The following is a 15416-nucleotide window of genomic DNA, read 5'->3' as shown; positions in this document are numbered from 1 at the left end:
ACATCATGCTGAGCCGGATTTTCATCGATCGCCCCATCTTCGCATGGGTCATCGCGATCATCATCATGCTGGGCGGCGTCGGCGCGATGCTGAGCCTGCCGATCGCGCAATATCCCGACGTGGCCCCGCCGCAGGTCACGATCCGCGCCACCTATCCGGGCGCCAACGCCCAGACGTTGCAGAACGCGGTGACGCAGGTCGTCGAACAGACGCTGACCGGGATCGACGGGCTGCTGTATTTCCAGTCCTCCTCGTCCAGCCGTGGATCGGTGACGATCACCTGCACCTTCGACAAGGGTGTCGATCCCGATATCGCGCAGGTGCAGGTCCAGAACCAGGTCCAGCAGTCGCTCGCCCGCCTGCCGCAGCAGGTGCAGCAGCAGGGACTGATCGTTCGCAAGTCGAACCCCGATTTCCTGCTGATCGCCTCCGTCTACGATTCCACCGACCGGTCGACCAATCGCGACGTATCGGATTACCTGACCTCGACGTTGCAGGACCCGCTGGGCCGGACCGAGGGGGTCGGCGACACCAACGTGTTCGGATCGCAATATGCGATGCGGATCTGGCTCGATCCGAACAAGCTCAACAGTTTCCAGCTGATGCCGGCGGACGTCATCACCGCGATCCAGAACCAGAACACCGAGGTCGCGGCGGGCGAGATCGGCGGCCAGCCGGCGGCGCCGAACCAGTATCTGAACGCCGTCGTCACCGCGCAGTCGCGGTTGCAGACGCCCGAGCAGTTCCGCAACATCATCGTCAAGACGCAAGGCAACGGCGCGGCGGTCAAGATCGCCGATGTCGGCTGGGTCGAGCTGGGCGCGGAAAGCTATGCCGCGATCAGCCGCGTCAACCAGCATCCCGGCGCCGGCATCGCGGTGCTGCTGGCGCCGGGCGCCGATGCGCTGAAGACCGCCGAACTGGTGAAGGCGCAGATCACGGAAACCGCCAAGAGCTTCCCGCCCGGCTACGAATACCGGTTCGTCAACGATTCCACCAACTTCATCAAGCTGTCGATCGAGGAGGTCGTGAAGACCCTGATCGAGGCGGTGATCCTGGTCGTGATCGTGATGTTCGTGTTCCTGCAGAGCTGGCGCGCGACGCTGATCCCGACGATCGCGGTGCCGGTGGTGCTGCTGGGCACGTTCGGCGTATTCTATCTGGCGGGCTTCTCGATCAACACGCTGACGCTGTTCGGGCTGGTGCTGGCGATCGGCCTGCTGGTCGACGACGCGATCGTGGTGGTCGAGAATGTCGAACGGCTGATGGAGGAGGACCCCAGCCTGACGCCGCGCGAGGCGACGATCCGTTCGATGGACGAGATCACCGTCGCGCTGGTCGCGATCGCGCTGGTGCTGTCGGCGGTGTTTCTGCCAATGGCGTTTTTCGGCGGATCGACCGGCGTGATCTACCGCCAGTTCTCCGTCACCATCGTCGCCGCGATGATCCTGTCGGTGGTGGTCGCGCTGGTGCTGTCGCCGGCGCTGACCACGACGTTGCTCAAGCAGAAGCAGCACGACGACAATGGCGACCCGGTGGAGGATGGCTGGCTGGGCCGCAAATTCCCCAGGGTCGCGCATTTCTTCGCCCGCGCGCGCGACAATTTCAACAACTGGTTCGATCGCACCTCGGACCGCTACGTCGACTCGATCAAAGCGATTGTGTCGCGCAAATGGCTATTCCTGCTGATCTATGCCGGCGTCGTCGCGTTGCTGGCGGTGCTGTTCCTGCGGATGCCGACCGGGTTCCTGCCGACCGAGGATCAGGGCATCGCGATCGTCCAGTTCCAGCTGCCCCCCGGCGCGACGCAGAACCGCACGTTCGAGGTGCAGCAGGAGGTCGAGAAATATTTCGTCGCCAGCGAGAAGGCCAACGTCCAGACCGTGTTCACGGTCAGCGGCGCGGGCGGTGGTGGTGCCAGCGGGCAGAATACCGGTCAGGGCTTCGTCGCGCTGCGTGACTGGGCGGAGCGGGAGGGCAAGGAGAACTCCGCCGATGCGATCACCGAGCGCGCCTCCGCCGCGTTCGAGGGGCTTCGCGATGCGCGGGTCTATGCGCTGTTGCCGCCGGCGGTACGCGGCCTGGGGCAGTCGAACGGCTTCACGATCGAGTTCCAGAACACCGGCGGCATGTCGCCCGACCAGTTCGCCGCCGCGCGCGACAAGCTGCTCGCCGCCGCCGCGGCCGAGCCGACCTTGGCGGGCGTGCGCCTGACCGAGTTGCCCGACGTGCCGACCGTGAAGGTGAATGTCGATCCACAAAAGCTGTCGACGCTGGGGCTGAACCAGGCGACGGTCAATTCGACGCTGTCGACCGCATGGGGCGGCCAGTACGTCAACGACTTCCTCGATCGCGGGCGGGTGAAGCGCGTCTATGTGCAGGGCGATGCGAACTACCGCACCTCGCCCTCGGACCTGAACCAGTGGTTCGTGCGCGGATCGAACGGGCAGATGGCGCCCTTCACCTCGTTCGCGACGACCAGCTGGCAGAAGGCGCCGGTGTCGCTGTCGCGGTTCAACGGCATCCCCAGCTACGAATTCCAGGGGCAGGCCGCGCCCGGCACCAGTTCGGGACAGGCGCTGGAGACGATGCGGCGGCTGGCCGGCGAGATTCCGGGTACGTCGGTCGAACTGGCCGGGCTGTCCTATCAGGAGGCCGTGTCGTCGGGGCAGGCGCCGCTGCTCTACGGCCTGTCGATCCTCGTCGTGTTCCTGTGCCTTGCCGCGCTGTACGAAAGCTGGTCGATCCCGTTCGCGGTGCTGCTGGTCATTCCGCTGGGGCTGATCGGGGCAATCGCCTTCGTCACGTTGCGCGGGCTGACCAACGACGTCTATCTCCAGATCGGATTGCTGACGACGATGGGACTGGCAGCGAAGAACGCGATCCTGATGATCGAGTTCGCCGAACAGGCGGAAAAGAACGGTGCGCGCGTGCTGGACGCCGCGTTGCAGGCCGCCAAGATCCGGCTGCGGCCGATCCTGATGACCTCGTTCGCGTTCATCTTCGGCGTGCTGCCGCTCGCCATCTCGACGGGCGCGGGGGCGAACAGCCGCATCGCAATCGGTACGGCGGTGATCGGCGGGATGCTGTCGGCGACGTTCCTCGCGATCTTCTACATCCCGCTGTTCTTCGTCCTCGTCCGCCGCGGCGTGCGCGACGGCATCGCGAAGCTGCGCGGACGGCCGACCGGCTTCCGGGGCCAGGATGACGACGGGGGCCGGGGCGATGGCGACGGGGACGGCCAGCCCTACGGCCCCAACCGCCCGCTCGGCCCGCCGCAGCGGGGGCAGGCATGATGCGTAACACCGCCTTCCTCGTCGTCATGGCCGCGACCGCCCTGTCGGCCTGTTCGATGGCGCCGACCTATGTCCGCCCCGATCTGCCGGTGCCGGCATCGTGGCCGGTCGGCGACGCCTATCTGCGCCAGTCGGAAGCCAGCCTGCCGGCGATCACCTATCCGGCGGTCTTCACCGATCGTCGGCTCCAGCGATTGATCGAGCAGGCGCTGGTCAACAATCGCGACCTGCGCGTCGCCGCCGCCAATATCCAGGCGGCCCGCGCCCAATACCGTATCCAGCGCGCCGACCTGTTTCCGCAAATCGATGCCACCGGCCGCTATAGCTATCAAGGCGGCGGCAACGGTGCGTCGACCGTGGCGGGCGGCGGCACCGGAGCCGGGACCGGCGGCACGGGAACGGGGGGCACGGGGACCGGGACGGGCGGCATCGGCGGTCCCGGGACGGGGGGCACGGGAACCGGCGGCACCGGTACAGGCGGCACCGGCACGGGCGGCACCGTCGTCACCACCTCTTCCTCGCGAAGCGCATGGTCGGTGGGACTGGGGGTGACCTCGTTCGAGCTGGACCTGTTCGGTCGCATCCGCAGCCTCAGCCGCGCCGCGCTGGACCGGTATTTCAGCACCGAGGCCGCGGCCCGCACCGTCCGGTTGACGCTGGTCGGGGACATCGCCGACGCTTGGCTGGCCTATGCCGCCGACCAGAGCCTGTTGCGGATCGCGCAGGACACGGCATCGTCGGCCCAGCGATCGGTCGAGCTGACGCGTGCCCGGCTGCGTGGCGGCATCTCACCCCGCACCGATCTGGCGCAGGCGATTCAGATCCTCGCCACGGCGGAGGCGGATCTGGCGCAGCAACGCACGCTGGTGGCGCAGGATATCAACGCCGTGCAGTTGCTGGTCGGTGCGCCGGTCGATGCCGCGCTGTTGCCCGCCACCATCGATCAGGCGGCCGTGACGATCGCGGCATTGCCGGCCGGGCTGGATTCGGGCGTGCTGCTGCGTCGACCCGATGTCGTGCAGGCGGAATATGAATTGCGTGCCACCAATGCGGAAATCGGCGCGGCCCGCGCCGCGTTGTTTCCGCGCATCTCGCTGACCGGACTGGTCGGCTTCGCCTCGACTGCCCTGTCGTCGCTGTTCGACAATGGTGCCTTCACCTATTCGGTCGCGCCGTCGGTCGGCTATCCGATCTTCCAGGCGGGAGCCGCACGCGCCAATGTGCGCTTCACCGAGGCGCAGCGCGATGCCGCGCTGGCCACGTATGAAAAGGCGATTCAGACCGCGTTTCAGGAAACCGCCGACGCGCTGGCGCGGCAGGGCACGATCGCCGATCAGGTGGCGGCCAATCGTCGCCTCGTCGCGGCGACGGCGGATACGCTGCAATTGACCGATGCGTCGTACCGAGGTGGTGTGACGGCGTTCCTCAATACGCTCGATGCGCAGCGATCATTATATTCAGCGCAGCGGACGCTGGTGGCCACGCAACTGGAGGCGGCATCCAACCGGGTGACGCTCTACCGTGTGCTGGGCGGCGATTCGTCGCTGGAGGCGACTGCGGACGGACCGAAACCGGTGACGCCCGCGGATGCGATCCGACGGGAGCCGGGCCCCGCGCGATAGCGCGTAGCGCGCGGGGCCCGGTCAGCTCTTCAGCCCTTCAACGTTGGCGGAACGGCGCCACGGCGTTGCGGCCGAACTGCATGATGAGTTCGCTGACCTCGCGCGCCTGCGCCATCGACCGGCTGCTCTGCTCGCGCAGGAATTCGCCCTGGATACGCATGACGTCGGCGATGTCCTTCGCCTCGGCGGCGGCGCGCATCGCGGCGAATGCCTCCCGCGTGTTGGTTTCGGCCTGCTCGATCATCTTGATGCCGATCGTCGAACCGTTGTCGGCGATCGCCCGGCCCGCTTCGCCCATGCGTTCGGCACCAGCCCTTGCCGCATCGCTGCCGGCCTTCGCTGCGTCGTTGATCGTATCGGCCATGTCCGTGTTCCTCCATTGGATGGTCACTGCCGCCGCCAACGCGCGGCGTGACCAGGCGATCCGTGGAACCAAGATCCGGGATCGACGGCCCGGCCGACCGCCCGGTCAGGTGGCGTCGCGGTTCACCAGAAGGTGCTTCGCCTGTTCGACCAGGGCGGCCGCCACCCAGCAATCCAGTTCCTCGGCCACCGCAATCAGTCGTTCGGCGAGCGCCGCCGCCTCCTGAACGCGATCGATGCCGGCCCGTTCGTTCGTCATGAAATCGATCTCCGCGCCGCTTTCGGTAATCCGCCTGCCGCTACGGTCAACCATCGATCAGCCGTGATGGCGCGCGATCTGTTCCGATGCAGGACGTATCGAGCCTGCCGGACGACCGGGCGAGTGGGCGACCGAACGGAGGGTCAGGTGGACGGCGCCGGCCGGATACGCGCATTGAGGGGAGAACCGCCCTTCCCCCCCACGCGTACCGCTGCTATCGCCCGCGACAACCGTTGATTATCCGATGCTCCGGCGCCTCGTGCGGCCCAGCCGCCGTCCGTGGTGCGCGTGGGCGACAACAGGCAAAGGACGCTTATGACCGCCATCGGCCAGGACACCCTCAATACCCGCACCACGCTGACCGCCGGCGGCAAGAGCTACGATTATTTCAGCCTCGCCAAGGCGGCCGAGCAGCTGGGCGACATATCCCGCCTGCCCTTCTCGATGAAGGTGCTGCTGGAGAACCTGCTGCGTTTCGAGGACGGCGTCACCGTGACGCGTGAGGATATCCAGGCGATCGTCGACTGGCAGAAGGACGCGCGGTCGAACCGCGAGATCCAGTATCGCCCCGCGCGCGTGCTGATGCAGGACTTCACCGGCGTTCCCTGCGTGGTCGATCTGGCGGCGATGCGCGACGCGATCACCAAGCTTGGCGGCAACCCGGCCAAGATCAATCCGCAGGTGCCGGTCCACCTCGTGATCGACCATTCGGTGATGGTCGACGAGTTCGGCACGCCGCAGGCGTTCGAGGAGAATGTCGACCTCGAATACCAGCGCAACATGGAACGCTACGAGTTCCTGAAATGGGGTTCGAAGGCGCTCGACAATTTCCAGGTGGTGCCGCCGGGCACCGGCATCTGCCACCAGGTAAATCTGGAATATATCGGCCAGGCGGTCTGGTCGTCGGCGGAGAGCGGCGACCATGCCAAGGGTGGCGCGACGATCGCCTATCCGGACACGCTGGTCGGCACCGACAGCCACACGACGATGATCAACGGCCTGGGCGTGCTGGGCTGGGGCGTCGGCGGGATCGAGGCGGAGGCGGCGATGCTCGGCCAGCCCGTATCGATGCTGATCCCCGAAGTCGTCGGCTTCAAGCTGACCGGCGCGCTGGCCGAGGGCATCACCGCCACCGACCTGGTGCTGACCGTCACGCAGATGCTGCGCAAGAAGGGCGTCGTCGGCCGCTTCGTCGAGTTCTATGGCCCCGGCCTCGCTTCGATGACGCTCGCCGATCGTGCCACGATCGCCAACATGGCCCCCGAATATGGCGCGACCTGCGGGTTCTTCCCGATCGACGAGCGCACGATGGATTACATGCGCCTGACCGCCCGGTCGGACGAGAACATCGCCCTGGTCGAGGCCTATGCCAAGGCCAACGGCTTCTGGCGCGAAGAGGGTGCCGCGGACCCGATCTTCACCGATACGCTGGAACTGGACATGGGCACCGTCGTGCCCTCGCTTGCCGGCCCGAAGCGTCCGCAGGACAAGGTGGCGCTGAACAAGGTGGACGAGGTCTTCAACGGCGACCTGTTCAAGATCTATCACAAGGAGCAGGCCGTGCGCGTGCCGGTGGCGAACGCCACGCACGACATCGGCGACGGCGACGTCGTGATCGCCGCGATCACCAGTTGCACCAACACGTCCAACCCGTCGGTGCTGGTCGCCGCCGGCCTGGTCGCCCGCAAGGCGCGCGCGCTGGGCCTGACCGCCAAGCCATGGGTGAAGACCTCGCTGGCGCCGGGATCGCAGGTCGTGACCGACTATCTGGACAAGGCTGGACTGACCGAGGACCTGAACGCGCTCGGCTTCAACCTCGTCGGCTATGGTTGCACCACCTGCATCGGCAATTCGGGGCCGCTCGCCGCGCCGATCTCGGCGGCGATCAACGAGAACGATCTCGTCGCTGCGTCGGTCCTGTCGGGCAACCGCAACTTCGAGGGCCGCGTGTCGGCCGATGTGCGGGCGAACTTCCTCGCCTCGCCGCCGCTGGTCGTCGCCTATGCGATCAAGGGCACCGTCACCACCGACATGATCGAAACCCCGCTGGGTCAGGGATCGGACGGGCAGGACGTGTTCCTGAAGGACGTGTGGCCGAGCAACGACGAGGTCCGCACCGTGATGGAGGCGAACATCGACGACGACATGTTCCGCAGCCGCTACGGCAACGTCTATCAGGGCGATGCGAAATGGTCGGGCATCGACGTGACCGGATCGGCGACCTACGCATGGCCCGCCGCCTCCACCTATGTCGCCAACCCGCCCTATTTCGAGGGTATGGAAATGACCCCGGCACCGGTGATGGACATCATCGAGGCACGGCCGCTGGCGATCCTGGGCGATTCGATCACCACCGACCACATCTCGCCCGCCGGTTCGATCAAGGCGGACAGCCCGGCCGGTCGCTGGTTGTCGGAGCGGCAGGTCAGCCGCGGCGACTTCAACAGCTATGGCGCGCGGCGCGGCAACGATCAGGTGATGGTGCGCGGCACCTTCGCCAACATCCGCATCCGCAACGAGATGGTGCCGGGCGTCGAGGGCGGCATGTCGAAGTACAACGGTGAGGTCATGCCGATCTATGACGCCGCCATGCGCTTCAAGGCTGACGGCACGCCGCTCGTCGTCGTCGCCGGCAAGGAATATGGCACCGGCTCGTCGCGCGACTGGGCGGCGAAGGGCACCAACCTGCTCGGTGTGCGTGCGGTCATCACCGAAAGCTTCGAGCGTATCCATCGTTCGAACCTGGTCGGCATGGGCGTGCTGCCGCTCCAGTTCGCCGAAGGAGTGACGCGCGAGACGCTGGGTCTGGACGGTTCGGAGACGTTCACGATCCGCAACGTCGCCACCCTGCGTCCGCGTCAGGATGTCGAGGTCGAACTGGTCCGCGCCGATGGCCGCAAGGAGACGTTCACCACCCGCTGCCGGATCGATACCGTCAACGAGCTGGAATATTTCCTGAACGGCGGCATCCTCCAGTATGTGCTGCGCAACCTCGCCGCCTGAACCGGACGTCCGGACATGAAAAGGGGCGTGACCGAGTTGCCGGTCACGCCCCTTTTTCGTGTGCGCGATGGCGTCGCAATCAGGGTTTCATCTGCTCACCCAGTTCGCGCGCCGCCTCGTCCAGTCCGGCCAGCGCTTCGCGGCGCTGATCCTCGGTCAGGTTGCGTTCGATCGTGATCGACTGGCGGGCGAGCCGGATGCTGGCCACCGCCTGACGCAACCCGTTGCGCTTCGCCTCGTCGGCGCGGCGTTCCGCCTGCGCGGCCTGACGGACCGCGAATTCCGCCTGGCGACGGCCCCATTCGGCCTGATGGCGACCCCATTCCGCCTGCTGCATCGCCAGCACCGTGGTCTGCCGGATGCGGTTGCGGCAGACGATGATGGTGCGACGTCCGCGCTCGTCGCTACTCGCCATCGTCGGGGCGCCGGTGCCCGGTTCGCAGTTGCGGTCGACGACGATCGGCACATCCGGCAGCGGGGGCGTCGCGGGGATCGGCGGCACCGGCACCGGGTGCGCGGCGATATAGGCGGCCGCGGCAGCACCGTCGTAGCGGGTCGTCTTACCATCCTTCACGATCACGACATGCCGGGCGGTACGCGTGCCGGACCGGGGTGCCGGGGGCACCGGCGGTTCGGGCGGGCGGGCAGGTGCCGTCATCGGTATGGCAGGCGGGGCCGGCGGCGTGGGCGGGGCGGCGAGCTGGACGCCGGTCGCGTTTTCGACACCGGCGGTCAGCGCGGCGGCGGCGCGGGTGCCCGAGGCGGTGACGATCAGTCCGGCGGTGACGGCGCCCAGAATCGCGACGGTGCCCGTCGCCTGACGCGTGCGGGACAGGCGGGTATTGGTCAGCATCCGTAATCTCCCTTTCAGATCAGTGATGGTATGGAGGTGGCAGGCGGCCGAGATCGCGCCGCCATGCGCCGCCTTCACGATCGCGCAGGCATAGATGTGCCGGTCGGTCCGGCTGCGGCCGGCGAGCACGCGGGCGTCGTTGGCGAGTTCCTGATCGCAGCGGAAGGCGCGGAAGGCATGCCAGGCCAGCGGATTGAACCAGTGGATCGCGAGGACCGCGAGCGCCGCCCAGTTGGCGATCAGATCGCCACGGGCGTGGTGACCCAGTTCATGCGCCAGCGCGAGTTCGCGTTCGTCGGCATCGTAGCGGTCGGCGAAGTCGTTCGGGAAGGCGACGAAGCGTCTCGCGGTGCCGAAGGCGAGCGGCCCGGCCGCCGCCGGCGTTTCGATCACGCACACCCCGCCGACCCGGTCGAGCAGCCGCGCGCTCGCCAGCAAGCGGTGGCAGAAGCGGCGATGACGGACGAGGTGCAGGACGAAGAAGACCGCCGCGCCGAGCAGCCACGCGCCGATCGCGATCACGCCCCAGGGGATCGCCGGTGACGGCACCGCGGCCGCCGCTGCGAGCGGTGCCGTCAGCGGCTCCGCCCCGACCAGTATCGTCATCGCCTCGCTGGCGCGGGCGATCGGCATCGCATCGGACTCACCCCACCCGGCGGGCAGCGGCGGCATCGTGAGCCGCAGCAGCGGCAATACCCAGAGGGCATAGGCGATCTGTGGCCCGAAGACGCGGCGCACGGGCTGCCGGATCAGCAGCACGACCAGCATCAGCGCGGCCGATGCGGCCAGCGCCTCCACCGCCCAGGCGATCACGACTTCAGCCCCTTCAGGATCGCCTCGATCTCGGCGATGTCGCGGGCGGTCAACTGGTCGCGATCGGCCAGATGCGCGACCAGCGGCGTCAGGCGACCACCGAACAGCCGATCGATCAGCCGACGCGATTCACCCGCGACATAATCCTCGCGTGCGACCAGTGGCCGATAGAGATAGCGGCGACCATCCGCCTCGTGCGCGATCGCCGCCTTGCCCAGCAACCGGCCGAGCAAGGTCTTGACGGTGTTGGCGCTCCATCCCCGATCGGGATCGACCCGTTCGGCCACGTCCTGCGCGGTAAGCGGCGAATCCTGCCACAACACCTCCATGACGGCGTGTTCGGCATCGCTGATCCGTTCGGCCACGACTCACTCCCTGATTGACTACAACTGTAATCTCATTGATTACGAGTGTAGTCAATCAGGGCGCCATGCCTGTCGATATCTCTTACAGATGGGGTATCGAAGGAGGGGGCGTTAACGATCGTCCGGCGCGGTTTCGCGCGTTTTATCCGATCTGGCACGCCATCTGCTACATCGGGAATAGCCGAAGCGTCAGCGCGTTCAGCAGGGTGGACCGGTCGCTCGATCGAGTCTCGCGCCGGTCCACCCGACCCGGCCAGCCGCTCAGGAAGCGGGGCGTTCGCCGCCGAACAGTTCGGCCAGTTCGCCGCTTTCGTACATCTCCATCATGATGTCCGATCCGCCGACGAATTCGCCATCGACATAGAGCTGCGGGATCGTCGGCCAATCCGAATAGGCCTTGATGCCCTGCCGGATGCCCTGATCCTGCAGCACGTCGACGCTTTCGAACTCGGCACCGAGATGATTGAGGATCGCCACCGCCCGGCTGGAAAAGCCGCACTGCGGAAACAGCGGGCTGCCCTTCATGAACAGCACCACCTTGTTGGCTTTTACCACCGCATCGATGCGGGCGTTCGTGTCGTCGGTCATCATCGTCATCCTCAGGAAACGGCTGTCGTCAGTTGGAGCGCATGGAGTTCGCCCCCCATGCGCCCGCCTAGCGCGGCATAGACGGCGCGGGTCTGCGCCACGCGGCTCATTCCGGCAAAGCTGGGCGCGACCACCCGGGCGGCATAGTGATCGCCGTCCCCGGCCAGATCGGTGATCTCGACCTGCGCATCGGGAATCGCCTGCCGGATCAACGTCGCGATATCGTCGGCGGACATCGGCATGTCAGCGCACCTCCAGCAACTGGCGGCGGGCTTCGACATGCCGTTCCTCCAGCGCGCGGCGCACGGTCGGTTCGTCGGTATCGACGCCGGCGGCGGTCAGGTCCCCCACCACCTTGCGGATCACGTCCTCGTCACCCGATTCCTCGAAATCGGCCTGCACCACCGCCTTGGCATAGGCATCGGTTTCCGCCGGGGTCAGCCCCATCCGCTCCGCCGCCCACTGGCCAAGCAAGCGGTTGCGGCGCGCGGTGATCCGGAACGCCATTTCGTCGTCGCGCACGAACTTCGCCTCGGCAGCGCGTTCGCGGTCCTCGAACATGGTCATCTGGCTGCTCCCCGCATCATTGCTGCTGCGGAGATAGGCGCAGCGATACGGCGGCGCAACATAGCGGGCGACGCGCGCCCTAGACTTCCACCACCAGCTTGCCGATCGCGCCGCGCGAGGCGATCTGCGCGATCGCCCTGCCCCCGTCGGCCAGCGGGAACCGGCCGGTGACGCGCGGGCCGATACGGCCATCGGCCCATAGGCGGAACAGGTGATCGACATGCGCGGCGTTGGCCGCCGGATCGCGCGCGGCGAAGGCGCCCCAGAATACCCCGCAGACATCGCAGCTTTTCAGCAACGTCAGGTTGAGCGGCAGTTTCGGGATACCGGCCGGAAAGCCGACGACCAGATATCGCCCTTCCCAGCCGATCGACCGCAGCGCCGGTTCGGCATAATCGCCGCCGACCGGATCGTAGATCACATCGAACCCCGCTTTGCCGCCGGCCGCCTTGAACCGGTCGGCCAGCACTTTGGACTGGTCGCGATCGAATGGTGCGCGCGGATAGACGATCGCCTCGTCCGCCCCGGCCACCATCGCGGCAGCGGCCTTTTCATCCGAGGAAACGGCCGCGACGACGCGGGCGCCGAATGCCTTGCCCAGTTCGATCGCCGCCAGCCCGACGCCACCGGCCGCGCCCAGCACCAGCAGGCTCTGCCCCGCCGCCAGCCGGCCACGGTCGAGCAGCGCATGGATGGTGGTGGCATAGGTCAGGATCAGCGACGCGCCCTCGGCGAAATCGCGGCCGTCGGGCAGGCGATAGAGGCGGGCCGCATCGACCGCGACCTTTTCCGCCAGCCCGCCATGGCCGACCATGCCGATCACCCGGTCGCCGGGCTGCCAGCCGGTTACCCCGTCGCCGACGCTGTCGACGATGCCCGCCACCTCTCCACCCGGCGCGAAGGGGCGTGGCGGCTTGAACTGGTATTTGTCCTCGATGATGAGGACATCGGGATAGTTGATCGCGCAGGCGCGCACGGCGACCACGACCTGCCCCGGGGCCGGCACCGGATCGGGCGCATCGGCCAGTTCCAGAGTTTCAGGTCCGCCCGGCGCCCTCGACAGCAATGCCTTCATATCCGCGTCTCCCCTCGACCCAGGGGCGATGTTCGGCCATCGCTCCCTCAAATTTCGAAATCGCGGTATCTCTTGCCAGTGTCAGGCCGATCTCGTCCAGCCCTTCCATCAGGCACTGGCGACGGAACGGGTCGAGTTCGAAGACGAAGCGGTCCTGATAAGGGGTGGTGACCGTCATCGTTTCCAGATCGACGGTCACGGGCTGGTCCTTCGCCACCTCGACCAGCCGGTCGACCGCTTCCTGCGGCAGCACCACGGGGATGATGCCGTTCTTGAAGGCATTGCCCGAAAAAATGTCGGAAAAACTGGGCGCGATCACCGCGCGGATACCCATGTCGGCCAGCGCCCAGGCGGCATGTTCCCGGCTCGACCCGCAGCCGAAATTGTCGCCCGCGATCAGCACCGGCGCCCCGGCATAGCGGGGATCGTCGAAGATATTGCCCGGCACTGCCCGTACCGTCTCGAACGCGCCACGGCCCAGACCCGAGCGGGCGATCGTCTTCAGCCAGTGCGCGGGGATGATGACGTCGGTATCGACGTTCTTGGCGCCCCAGGGATAGGCGGTGCCGGCAACGGTGGTGACCGCCTCCACTATTCCCCCCGCGCCTGCGCCACGGGTTTCGCCACGCTGGCGCTGTAGGCGGCGACGCCGCTCAGGACCGCGCCGGCGACCAGCATCACGAGTATCTTCTTCATGCGTCGTTCCCCATCAGATCGCGGACATCCGCCAGTCGGCCGGTCACCGCCGCCGCCGCCGCCATCGCCGGCGACAACAGGTGGGTGCGGGCGCCGGGCCCCTGTCGCCCGACGAAATTGCGATTGGACGTGGAGGCGCAACGTTCGCCCGGTGGCACCTTGTCCGGGTTCATCGCCAGACACATCGAACAGCCCGGCTCACGCCATTCGAAGCCCGCGTCGACGAAGATGCGGTCGAGCCCCTCCGCCTCGGCCTGCCGCTTCACCAGCCCGGACCCCGGCACGACCATCGCGCGCACGCCGTCGGCAACATGGCGGCCATTGGCAACCGAGGCGGCGGCGCGCAAATCCTCGATCCGGCTGTTGGTGCAGCTGCCGATGAAGACATGGCCGACGCCGACGTCCTGCATCCGCGTGCCGGGCGCCAGCCCCATGTAATCGAGCGACTTGCGCGCGGCGTCGCGCTTCGCGGGATCGGCGAAGCTGTCGGGATCGGGGACGACGCCGGTGATCGGAACGACGTCCTCCGGGCTGGTTCCCCAGGTGAGCGAGGGGGCGATGTCGGTGGCGTCCAGCATCACCGTCCGGTCGTAGCGCGCGCCGGCATCGGTGGGCAGCGTCCGCCACCAGTCGACCGCGCGGTCCCATTCCGCCCCCGCCGGCGCCATCGGCCGCCCCTTCAGATAGGCGAAGGTCGTCTCGTCCGGGGCGATCAGGCCGGCCCGGGCGCCACCCTCGATCGACATGTTGGCGATGGTCAGCCGCCCCTCGATCGACAGGGTACGGATCACCGCGCCGGTATATTCGACGACATAGCCGGTGCCGCCCGCCGCGCCGATGCGGCCGATGATCGCGAGGATCACGTCCTTGGCCGACACGCCATAGCCGAGCGTGCCGTCGACGCGGATTTCCATCGTCTTCGATCGCGTCAGTTGCAGCGTCTGGGTGGCGAGGACATGCTCGACCTCCGACGTGCCGATCCCGAACGCCAGCGCGCCGAGCGCGCCGTGCGCGGACGTATGGCTGTCGCCGCAGACCAGCGTGGTACCCGGCAGGGTGAACCCCAGTTCGGGGCCGACGACATGGACGATCCCCTGCTCCGCCGCAGTGGCATCGATATAGTCGATGCCGAATTCGGCGGTGTTGCGGCGCAACGCCTCCAGCTGGGCCGCGCTTTCGCGATCGGCGATCGGCAGCAGCCGGCCATCGGCGCCCAGACGTGGGGTCGTGGGCAGATTATGATCGGGTACCGCCAGCGTCAGTTCGGGCCGGCGGACGCGGCGGCCAGCGACGCGCAGCCCCTCGAACGCCTGCGGGCTGGTGACCTCGTGAACGAGGTGACGGTCGATATAGAGAAGACAGGTGCCGTCGTCGCGACGTTCGACGACATGCGCATCCCAGATCTTCTCGTAGAGCGTTTGCGGACGGCTGGCCATAAGGCGCCTCCGTTAACCGAAATGGCGTTCGCCGCCAAGCCGCGCACTTTCCGCGAATGACGGGGGACCGATCCGCGTCATCACCCGTTAAAGTAACCTGGATCAAGGGAGACGACGCGGGTGTGCCACGTTCTGATCATCGAGGACGAGCCGCTGGTCGCCATGAACATCGAGATGATGCTCAGCGAGATCGGTGCCACGTCCTTCTCATTCGCCATGACCGAGGACGAGGCGGTGATCGCCGCGCACGAGCATCCGCCGCATCTGATCACCTCCGACGTGCGGTTGATGGATGGCCACGGCCCGGCCGCCGTGCGCCGTATCCATGAGGAACTGGGGCCGATGCCGGTGATCTTCATCACCGCCAGCCCCCATGACTGCGATCCCGACGATCCATCGACCACCGTTCTGGTCAAGCCGGTGAGCAGCGAGGCAGTGACCGCCGCATTCCACCGGCTGGTGCCGGTGCCCTAGGCCCCG

At 67.2% G+C, this 15416-nt stretch carries 14 protein-coding genes; 4 read left to right on the top strand and 10 right to left on the bottom strand.

Features of this window, described 5'->3' with window-relative positions:
• The first annotated feature begins 5 nt into the window (after positions 1-5).
• The gene (locus ABD719_RS10905) at positions 6-3296 is read left to right on the top strand and encodes a multidrug efflux RND transporter permease subunit (protein WP_344693394.1); all 3291 of its coding nucleotides are present in this window, start codon (positions 6-8) and stop codon (positions 3294-3296) included.
• A complete protein-coding gene (locus ABD719_RS10900; RefSeq protein ID WP_344693393.1) occupies positions 3293-4918 on the top strand; it encodes an efflux transporter outer membrane subunit in 1626 nt (541 codons plus the stop codon). The genes ABD719_RS10905 and ABD719_RS10900 overlap by 4 nt, the downstream gene beginning before the upstream one ends.
• 37 nt (positions 4919-4955) lie before the next feature.
• Here ABD719_RS10900 and ABD719_RS10895 read toward each other — a convergent pair whose 3' ends face one another.
• Positions 4956-5282, bottom strand: coding sequence for a phasin family protein (locus tag ABD719_RS10895; RefSeq protein ID WP_344693392.1), 327 nt, complete (start codon positions 5280-5282; stop codon positions 4956-4958).
• 105 nt (positions 5283-5387) lie between these two features.
• Positions 5388-5594, bottom strand: a complete 207-nt coding sequence (locus ABD719_RS10890; protein ID WP_344693391.1) for a hypothetical protein — start codon at positions 5592-5594, stop codon at positions 5388-5390.
• Between the two features lie 261 nt (positions 5595-5855).
• On the opposite strand from ABD719_RS10890, the gene acnA reads away from it, so the two are divergent.
• Positions 5856-8543 (top strand): aconitate hydratase AcnA, encoded by a 2688-nt coding sequence (gene acnA / locus ABD719_RS10885; protein ID WP_344693390.1) that lies wholly within the window; start codon positions 5856-5858, stop codon positions 8541-8543.
• Positions 8544-8622: 79 nt separating this feature from the next.
• Here the strand turns inward: acnA and ABD719_RS10880 are convergent, their stop codons facing one another.
• The 8 genes from ABD719_RS10880 to leuC form a co-directional block, all read right to left on the bottom strand.
• Positions 8623-10209 carry a M56 family metallopeptidase gene (locus ABD719_RS10880; protein ID WP_344693389.1) on the bottom strand — a complete coding sequence of 529 codons (1587 nt, stop codon included), beginning with the start codon at positions 10207-10209 and terminating at the stop codon, positions 8623-8625.
• Positions 10206-10574 carry a BlaI/MecI/CopY family transcriptional regulator gene (locus ABD719_RS10875; protein ID WP_192124481.1) on the bottom strand — a complete coding sequence of 123 codons (369 nt, stop codon included), beginning with the start codon at positions 10572-10574 and terminating at the stop codon, positions 10206-10208. The genes ABD719_RS10880 and ABD719_RS10875 overlap by 4 nt, the downstream gene beginning before the upstream one ends.
• Positions 10575-10835: 261 nt before the next feature.
• Entirely contained in the window at positions 10836-11162 is a 327-nt protein-coding gene (gene grxD / locus ABD719_RS10870) for a Grx4 family monothiol glutaredoxin (RefSeq protein ID WP_192124483.1), read from the bottom strand.
• A gap of 11 nt (positions 11163-11173) precedes the next feature.
• A complete protein-coding gene (locus tag ABD719_RS10865; RefSeq protein ID WP_192124485.1) occupies positions 11174-11404 on the bottom strand; it encodes a BolA family protein in 231 nt (76 codons plus the stop codon).
• A gap of 1 nt (position 11405) precedes the next feature.
• Positions 11406-11729 carry a DUF1476 domain-containing protein gene (locus ABD719_RS10860; protein WP_344693388.1) on the bottom strand — a complete coding sequence of 108 codons (324 nt, stop codon included), beginning with the start codon at positions 11727-11729 and terminating at the stop codon, positions 11406-11408.
• A gap of 79 nt (positions 11730-11808) precedes the next feature.
• The gene (locus ABD719_RS10855) at positions 11809-12804 is read right to left on the bottom strand and encodes an NADPH:quinone oxidoreductase family protein (protein WP_344693387.1); all 996 of its coding nucleotides are present in this window, start codon (positions 12802-12804) and stop codon (positions 11809-11811) included.
• A complete protein-coding gene (gene leuD / locus ABD719_RS10850) occupies positions 12767-13396 on the bottom strand; it encodes a 3-isopropylmalate dehydratase small subunit (RefSeq protein ID WP_344693386.1) in 630 nt (209 codons plus the stop codon). Before leuD ends, ABD719_RS10855 begins: the two co-directional genes overlap by 38 nt.
• Before the next feature lie 100 nt (positions 13397-13496).
• Positions 13497-14936, bottom strand: a complete 1440-nt coding sequence (gene leuC, locus ABD719_RS10845) for a 3-isopropylmalate dehydratase large subunit (RefSeq protein WP_344693385.1) — start codon at positions 14934-14936, stop codon at positions 13497-13499.
• A 120-nt stretch (positions 14937-15056) separates the two neighbouring features.
• Here leuC and ABD719_RS10840 point away from each other — a divergent pair, with 120 nt between their 5' ends.
• The gene (locus tag ABD719_RS10840) at positions 15057-15410 is read left to right on the top strand and encodes a response regulator (RefSeq protein ID WP_344693384.1); all 354 of its coding nucleotides are present in this window, start codon (positions 15057-15059) and stop codon (positions 15408-15410) included.
• The last annotated feature ends 6 nt before the right edge of the window (positions 15411-15416 follow it).

The organism is Sphingomonas cynarae, assembly GCF_039537815.1.
Classification (GTDB): domain Bacteria; phylum Pseudomonadota; class Alphaproteobacteria; order Sphingomonadales; family Sphingomonadaceae; genus Sphingomonas; species Sphingomonas cynarae.
Note: the sequence above shows the minus strand (reverse complement) of the source record. Positions and strands in the feature narration are given on the sequence as shown.

What these genes read in the sequence shown, in the direction of transcription:
- leuC (WP_344693385.1), bottom strand. Translation starts at nt 14,936, where the DNA reads ATGGCCAGCCGTCCGCAAACGCTCTACGAGAAGATCTGGGATGCGCAT.
- ABD719_RS10905 (WP_344693394.1), top strand. Translation starts at nt 6, where the DNA reads ATGCTGAGCCGGATTTTCATCGATCGCCCCATCTTCGCATGGGTCATC.
- ABD719_RS10860 (WP_344693388.1), bottom strand. Translation starts at nt 11,729, where the DNA reads ATGACCATGTTCGAGGACCGCGAACGCGCTGCCGAGGCGAAGTTCGTG.
- ABD719_RS10865 (WP_192124485.1), bottom strand. Translation starts at nt 11,404, where the DNA reads ATGCCGATGTCCGCCGACGATATCGCGACGTTGATCCGGCAGGCGATT.
- ABD719_RS10895 (WP_344693392.1), bottom strand. Translation starts at nt 5,282, where the DNA reads ATGGCCGATACGATCAACGACGCAGCGAAGGCCGGCAGCGATGCGGCA.
- ABD719_RS10890 (WP_344693391.1), bottom strand. Translation starts at nt 5,594, where the DNA reads ATGGTTGACCGTAGCGGCAGGCGGATTACCGAAAGCGGCGCGGAGATC.
- acnA (WP_344693390.1), top strand. Translation starts at nt 5,856, where the DNA reads ATGACCGCCATCGGCCAGGACACCCTCAATACCCGCACCACGCTGACC.
- ABD719_RS10900 (WP_344693393.1), top strand. Translation starts at nt 3,293, where the DNA reads ATGATGCGTAACACCGCCTTCCTCGTCGTCATGGCCGCGACCGCCCTG.
- grxD (WP_192124483.1), bottom strand. Translation starts at nt 11,162, where the DNA reads ATGACCGACGACACGAACGCCCGCATCGATGCGGTGGTAAAAGCCAAC.
- ABD719_RS10855 (WP_344693387.1), bottom strand. Translation starts at nt 12,804, where the DNA reads ATGAAGGCATTGCTGTCGAGGGCGCCGGGCGGACCTGAAACTCTGGAA.